This window comes from Streptomyces alkaliterrae, from assembly GCF_007097205.2.
Lineage (GTDB): Bacteria > Actinomycetota > Actinomycetes > Streptomycetales > Streptomycetaceae > Streptomyces > Streptomyces alkaliterrae.
On sequence record NZ_VJYK02000360.1, the window covers coordinates 1 to 5,136 of the forward strand.

Below are 5,136 nucleotides of genomic sequence, written 5' to 3' on the forward strand. Positions count from 1 at the left end.
GGCGGAGGGGGTTCCGGTGGCGGTTCGGGCGAGGGGAAGTCGCACACGTCGCCGATGGGTTCGCCGGACGTCACCCGGTCCAGCATCTCCTCGGCCACGCTCTCGCCGCCCGCGAACGCGCAGGCCCTGGCCGGTGCCGCCATCGCGGTACCGGTCGGCAGCAGCACGACGCCCAGTACCGCCGTGCTCACCACCGCCGCACGGACGCGGGCCGGTCGGCTGATCATCTCGGTCACGACAGCGATCGTGCGCCCCGTGCGCGCCCTTCAGGGCGATTCGCCGTGATAATTCGCCGCTTGGGGTGAACTCGCGTATCGCACTGCTTCGAACGGCGTTGTCACGTGAACGCCGCGACGAACCAACCACACGTCAGAGTGCGCTGGTTGTGCACAGAGGAAGCCTCGGCTCAGTCCTCGCGGCGCCGACGGCGCCGGCGCGCCTTCCGCCGGCTCTTGCTGAAGAACCAGCCCGCCGGCGGCTCGTCCGCCCGCCACGGTTGGGGCTCCGGCGGCTCCCGCCGCCAGCGTTCCTGGAGCATCCGGGTGCGCGCCGCCGGCTCGCTGACCTCGGCCGACCTGATGAAGTCCTCGTCGAGGACCAGGCCGTCCCAGTCGGTGCTCTCCTCGCGGCGGGGCTCGCGCTCCTCGCCCCGGCCCTGCGGCTCGCTGCCCACGACACGTCTCCCGTCACTGGATAACGGAACTGGTCTCCCGGCAACGCGCCGGGTGTTCGAATGGTTCCCGCCACCGGCCCGGCCACACCCAGAGGCCGGAACCGACGGTGTCCGGACCCGGTCCGGGCCCGGCGGCGGGCGGGGAGTCACGCGGGAGAATTCCGTCAAGGTCGGCCGACAGACCGTGACGGCGACGCTACGCTGGCCGTGGCCATGCCGGACGGCGGCGGCTCACACACCCGCACCGGCCGGTCGGGGCCGCCACCCCAGCGGTCAGCCGAGACGCCCGCACGACGCGCGAGAGACAGCCGGTGCACTCACAGGTGTGCCAAGAGGGGAACGAGTGGTTCCGGAGCAGCTCGACACACAGCGAGCACAGGTCGACGGTCGTCCCGCACCCGGCGAGGGCCCGGCGGGTCCCCTGGAACGCGAGGCGGAACTCGCCGCCGCCCGCATCGCGGTGGACCGGCTCACCGCCGGAGTGCGCCCCGGCGCGCCCGGACCGGGCGGGCTGGTCGCGTACACCGGCACGGCGGGCGCCGGCAAGACGACCGTCCTGGCCGAAGTACGGGCGCTGGCGGTCGAACGCGGCTGCACCGCGCTGCACGCCAGGGGCGCCGAGCAGGAACGCGCCACCGCCTTCCACGTGGTCAGGCAGCTGCTGCAACCGCTGCTGGCCGGCTTCTCCGAGCGGGAACGCCACGACGTACTCGGCGACTGGTACGGCATCATCGGCCCTTGTCTCGGGCTGTGCCCGCGCGAGGGCGCGCCGCCCGATCCGCAGGGCGTGCGCGACGGCCTCGACTGGCTGCTGACGCAGCTCGCCGTGCGCAACGGCCCGCTGCTGCTCACCGTGGACGATCTGCACTGGGCCGATCCCGAGTCCCTGTGCTGGCTGGACTCCTTCGCCCTGCGGGTCGCCGAGCTGCCGATGCTGCTGGTCGTCGGCTACCGACCCGACGAGCTGCCGGAGACGGTACGGGCGCTTGCCGCCGGTCGGGACGGCGGACCGGTCCGGGCCCACGAGCTGGCCCCGCTGACCCCGGCCGCCGTCGCCAACCTCATACGTAGGCGCTTCGACGGGCACGCCGCCGACGAGTTCTGCCACGAGGCGTGGCTCGCCACCGGCGGCAACCCGTTCCGCGCCGTGGAGCTGGCCGCCACCCTGCGGGACCGCGGCCTGCTGCCCACCGCGGAGAACGCCGGACGGCTGCGCGACCTGGCGGACTCGCTCAGCGGCGTGGGCCTGGTCGAACGGCTCGACGAACTGGGCTCTGGAGCCGTGCGGTTCGCCTGGGCGGTGGCCGTGCTCGGCTCGGAGGCGACGATGGAGCTCGCCGCCTCGATGGCGGCGCTCAGCGCACTGGACGCGGTGGCCGCCCGGGACCGCCTGGTACGCGCGAGACTGCTCTGCGAGGGCACGGAGCTGGAGTTCAGCCACCCGCTGGTGGCCAACGCGATCTACCGCCAGGTGCCGGGCGCGGTCCGGGTCGGGCTGCACGGCAAGGCGGCCTTCGAACTCATCACCGCCGGGCGCAGCCCCAGGCTGGCCGCCCGGCATCTGCTGGAGACGCACCCGGAGGGCGACGACTGGGTGGTGCGGAACCTGCGGGCGGCTGCCGAGGAGTATCTGCGGGCCGGCGCGCCGGACGCCGCACGGCGCTGCCTGGAGCGGGCGCTGCGGGAGCCGCCGGCGCCCGACGAGCAGGCCGCCGTCTGCTACGAGCTGGGCAGCCCCGCGCTGATGCACGACCCCTCGACCGCCGCCCGGCACCTGCGGACGGCCGTCGAGGAGAGCGGCGAGGACGAGACGCTGCGTCAGGACGCCGCCATCAGGCTCGCCCGGGCGCTCAGCTACGACGACCGGCTCTGTGACGCCGTCGCCGTCATGGAGGAGGAGGCCGCCCGGGCCACCGACTCCCGGGTCCGGCTGCGCATGCTCGCCGAGCACTTCATGATGGCGGCCTTCGCCGCGCAGGACGGTGACGCCCGCGCACGGTCGCGCCGGCTCACCCGGATCACCGAACGGCTCACCGGCGCAGACCGCACCGAGCGCTACCTCTTCGGCCTGCGCGCCTGGGACGCCATGGTGCGCGGCGAACCGGCCGGCACTGCCCTGGACTTCGCCGAGCGGGCGCTGGCCGACGGCGGCATGAGCTGGACCGACGAGCGGTGGGGCTTCGAGATCCCGACGCTGGTCGCGCTGACCTTCCTGCACTGCGACCGGCCGGAGACCGCCGACCGGCTCTTCGCCGAGGGAATCGGCGAGTTCGAACGCCAGGGCTGGCGCGGCGTGCCGCTCGCGCTGGGCTACACCTTCCTCGGCCACATCCGGCACCGCACCGGTCGGCTGGTGGAGGCGGAGGACTTCGTCCGCGCCGCGCTGCGACTGGGCAGCCGGGTGGGCGCGCACAGCCCCGTCGCCCTCTCGGCGGCCGGCAGCCTCATCCGGGTACTGCTGGCCCGCGGACGGATCGAGGCGGCCACGGACGTGGCCAAGCGGTACCGCTTCCACGAGCCGTTTCCCTCCGGGGTGTTCCCGGACATCCAGGCGGTGCGCGGCGAACTGCTGCTGGCGCGGGGTGAACACGAGGAGGCCGTCGCCGACCTCGTCGCGACCGGGCACCGGTTCGACGAGCGCGGGGTGCTGAACCCGGGCTGGTGCCCGTGGCTTCCCCAACTGGCCCTCGCGCACGCCGTGGGCGATCCCGCGGCGGCCCGGGAGCGGGCGGCGGAGGCGGTGCGTCGGGCGGAGCGCTTCGCGGCGCCTTCGGTACTCGGCCACGCGCTGCGGGTCGCGGCCGAGGTGGCCGAGCCCACCGACCGGGTGGAGCTCATGAGCCGTGCGGTGGCGGTCCTGGAGGAGTCACCGGCGGCGGCCGAGTGCGCGACGGCGCGGGTCTCGCTCGGCGCGCTGCTGCGGCAGGCCGGTCGTCTTGAGGAAGCCGCGGACCAGTTGTACCGGGGTGTCGAGCAGGCGGCGTCCTGCGGTCTGGAGAGCGTGGTCGCGCGAGCCCGGCGGGAACTCGCCGCGGCGGGCCTGAGCCCGAGACGCCTGAGCCCGGGCACGCCGGTGAGTTGAGGGCGTGCGGTGAGACCCGGAGGAGCGCGCGGGGGTCAATGCGCGGCCGTGCGCGCCTCCTTGTGATCCGTGGTGCGCCCGGAGCGCGGCAGGCGGTTTCTCCGACACACCCGGTGGAGATGGATAGGTTTCAACTGTTCGGGTGACCTTCACTCAGCCGAACCGGTGGTCTATCCGCACACCCGCACTACCACGCGCCCCCTCGTCGGGGAGCGACGGAGTTGATGGCGCCATGACGATCACCCTCACCGAGGAGCCGCTGGTCCCGACGAGGCTGCTGAGACCGGTGGAGGACGAGTTGGAGGCCTTCCTCTCCGGTAAGCGAGCGCGGGCGGCAGGCGGCACGATGGGGGAGCCCACCGCCGCCCTGGCCGACTTCGTGCTACGCGGAGGCAAACGCGTCCGGCCGCTGATGTGTCTGTGCGGCTGGGCCGCGGCGCAACCTGACCGCGTGCCGGCCGGCCAATCACCACAGGTCGGGCCGGCCCCGCCGGAGGTGGTCAGGGCCGCCGCCTCGCTCGAACTCTTCCACGCGTTCGCGCTCATACACGACGACGTCATGGACAACAGCGACACCCGCCGCGGCGCGCCCAGCCTGCACCGCTTACTCTCCGTGCGGCCGAACCGGTCGTCCACCGACGCGGCGGACGACCGGTTCGGCCGCTGCGCCGCGCTTCTCCTCGGCGATCTCGCGTTCAGCTGGGCGGACGAGATCCTGCACACCTCCGGCCTCGCCTCGCAGCGGCTGACCGCCGCACTGCGCGTACAGGACGTCATGCGCGAGGAGCTGATGGCCGGGCAGTACCTCGACCTGGTCGCCACCCGCTCGCCGAAGGCCGGCCTGGAGACCGCGCTCACCACGACCCGGCTGAAGACCGCCGCCTACACTTTTCAGCGCCCCCTCCAGATCGGCGTCGCACTCGCCGGCGGCGGCGCGGCGCTCCACGAGGCGTGCGGCGACTACGGCATCCCGCTCGGCGAGGCCTTCCAGCTGCGCGACGACGTCCTCGGTGTGTTCGGCGATCCGGCCACCACCGGCAAACCCGTCGGCGACGACATACGTGAGGGCAAGATCACCGTTCTCATGGCACTGGCCATCGAGCGCGCCGACCGGTCGCAGCGGCGTGTGCTGAGACGGGCGCTGGGCCACCCGGGCGTCAACGACGCCGAGGTCGAGCGGGTACGCGCGGTGCTCGTCGACACCGGTGCCCGCGAGGAGACCGAGCGCATGATCACCGAACGGCTGCACCGGGCGCTGGAGGCGGCCGGGAGCGCCCCCTTCCCGGACCACGTCGGCGACCTGCTCGCGGCGTTCGCCCACCAGGCGGCCCGGCGCGACCACTAGCTCCCGGCCGCCGCCCCGCTCGACACACCCCCCCAC

Annotated in this window: 4 protein-coding genes; 2 read left to right on the forward strand and 2 right to left on the reverse strand. The window is 73.9% G+C overall.

All coding sequences use genetic code 11. The features are described 5' to 3' along the window. Together FNX44_RS23660 and FNX44_RS23670 are read right to left on the reverse strand one after the other, a co-directional pair. A partial coding sequence (locus tag FNX44_RS23660) for a hypothetical protein (protein ID WP_228450156.1) occupies nt 1–236 on the reverse strand: 236 nt, incomplete at its 3' end. 170 nt (nt 237–406) lie between these two features. Beyond that, entirely contained in the window at nt 407–673 is a 267-nt protein-coding gene (locus FNX44_RS23670; protein WP_438948039.1) for an SGM_3592 family protein, read from the reverse strand. A gap of 343 nt (nt 674–1,016) precedes the next feature. Between FNX44_RS23670 and FNX44_RS23675 the strand changes: the two genes are divergently transcribed. Both FNX44_RS23675 and FNX44_RS23680 read left to right on the forward strand, forming a co-directional pair. Then, nucleotides 1,017–3,755 (forward strand): ATP-binding protein, encoded by a 2,739-nt coding sequence (locus FNX44_RS23675; RefSeq protein WP_173019270.1) that lies wholly within the window; start codon nt 1,017–1,019, stop codon nt 3,753–3,755. A 232-nt stretch (nt 3,756–3,987) separates the two neighbouring features. Then, nucleotides 3,988–5,100 carry a polyprenyl synthetase family protein gene (locus tag FNX44_RS23680; RefSeq protein ID WP_143650905.1) on the forward strand — a complete coding sequence of 371 codons (1,113 nt, stop codon included), beginning with the start codon at nt 3,988–3,990 and terminating at the stop codon, nt 5,098–5,100. The last annotated feature ends 36 nt before the right edge of the window (nt 5,101–5,136 follow it).

What these genes read in the sequence shown, in the direction of transcription:
- FNX44_RS23680 (WP_143650905.1), top strand. Translation starts at nt 3,988, where the DNA reads ATGACGATCACCCTCACCGAGGAGCCGCTGGTCCCGACGAGGCTGCTG.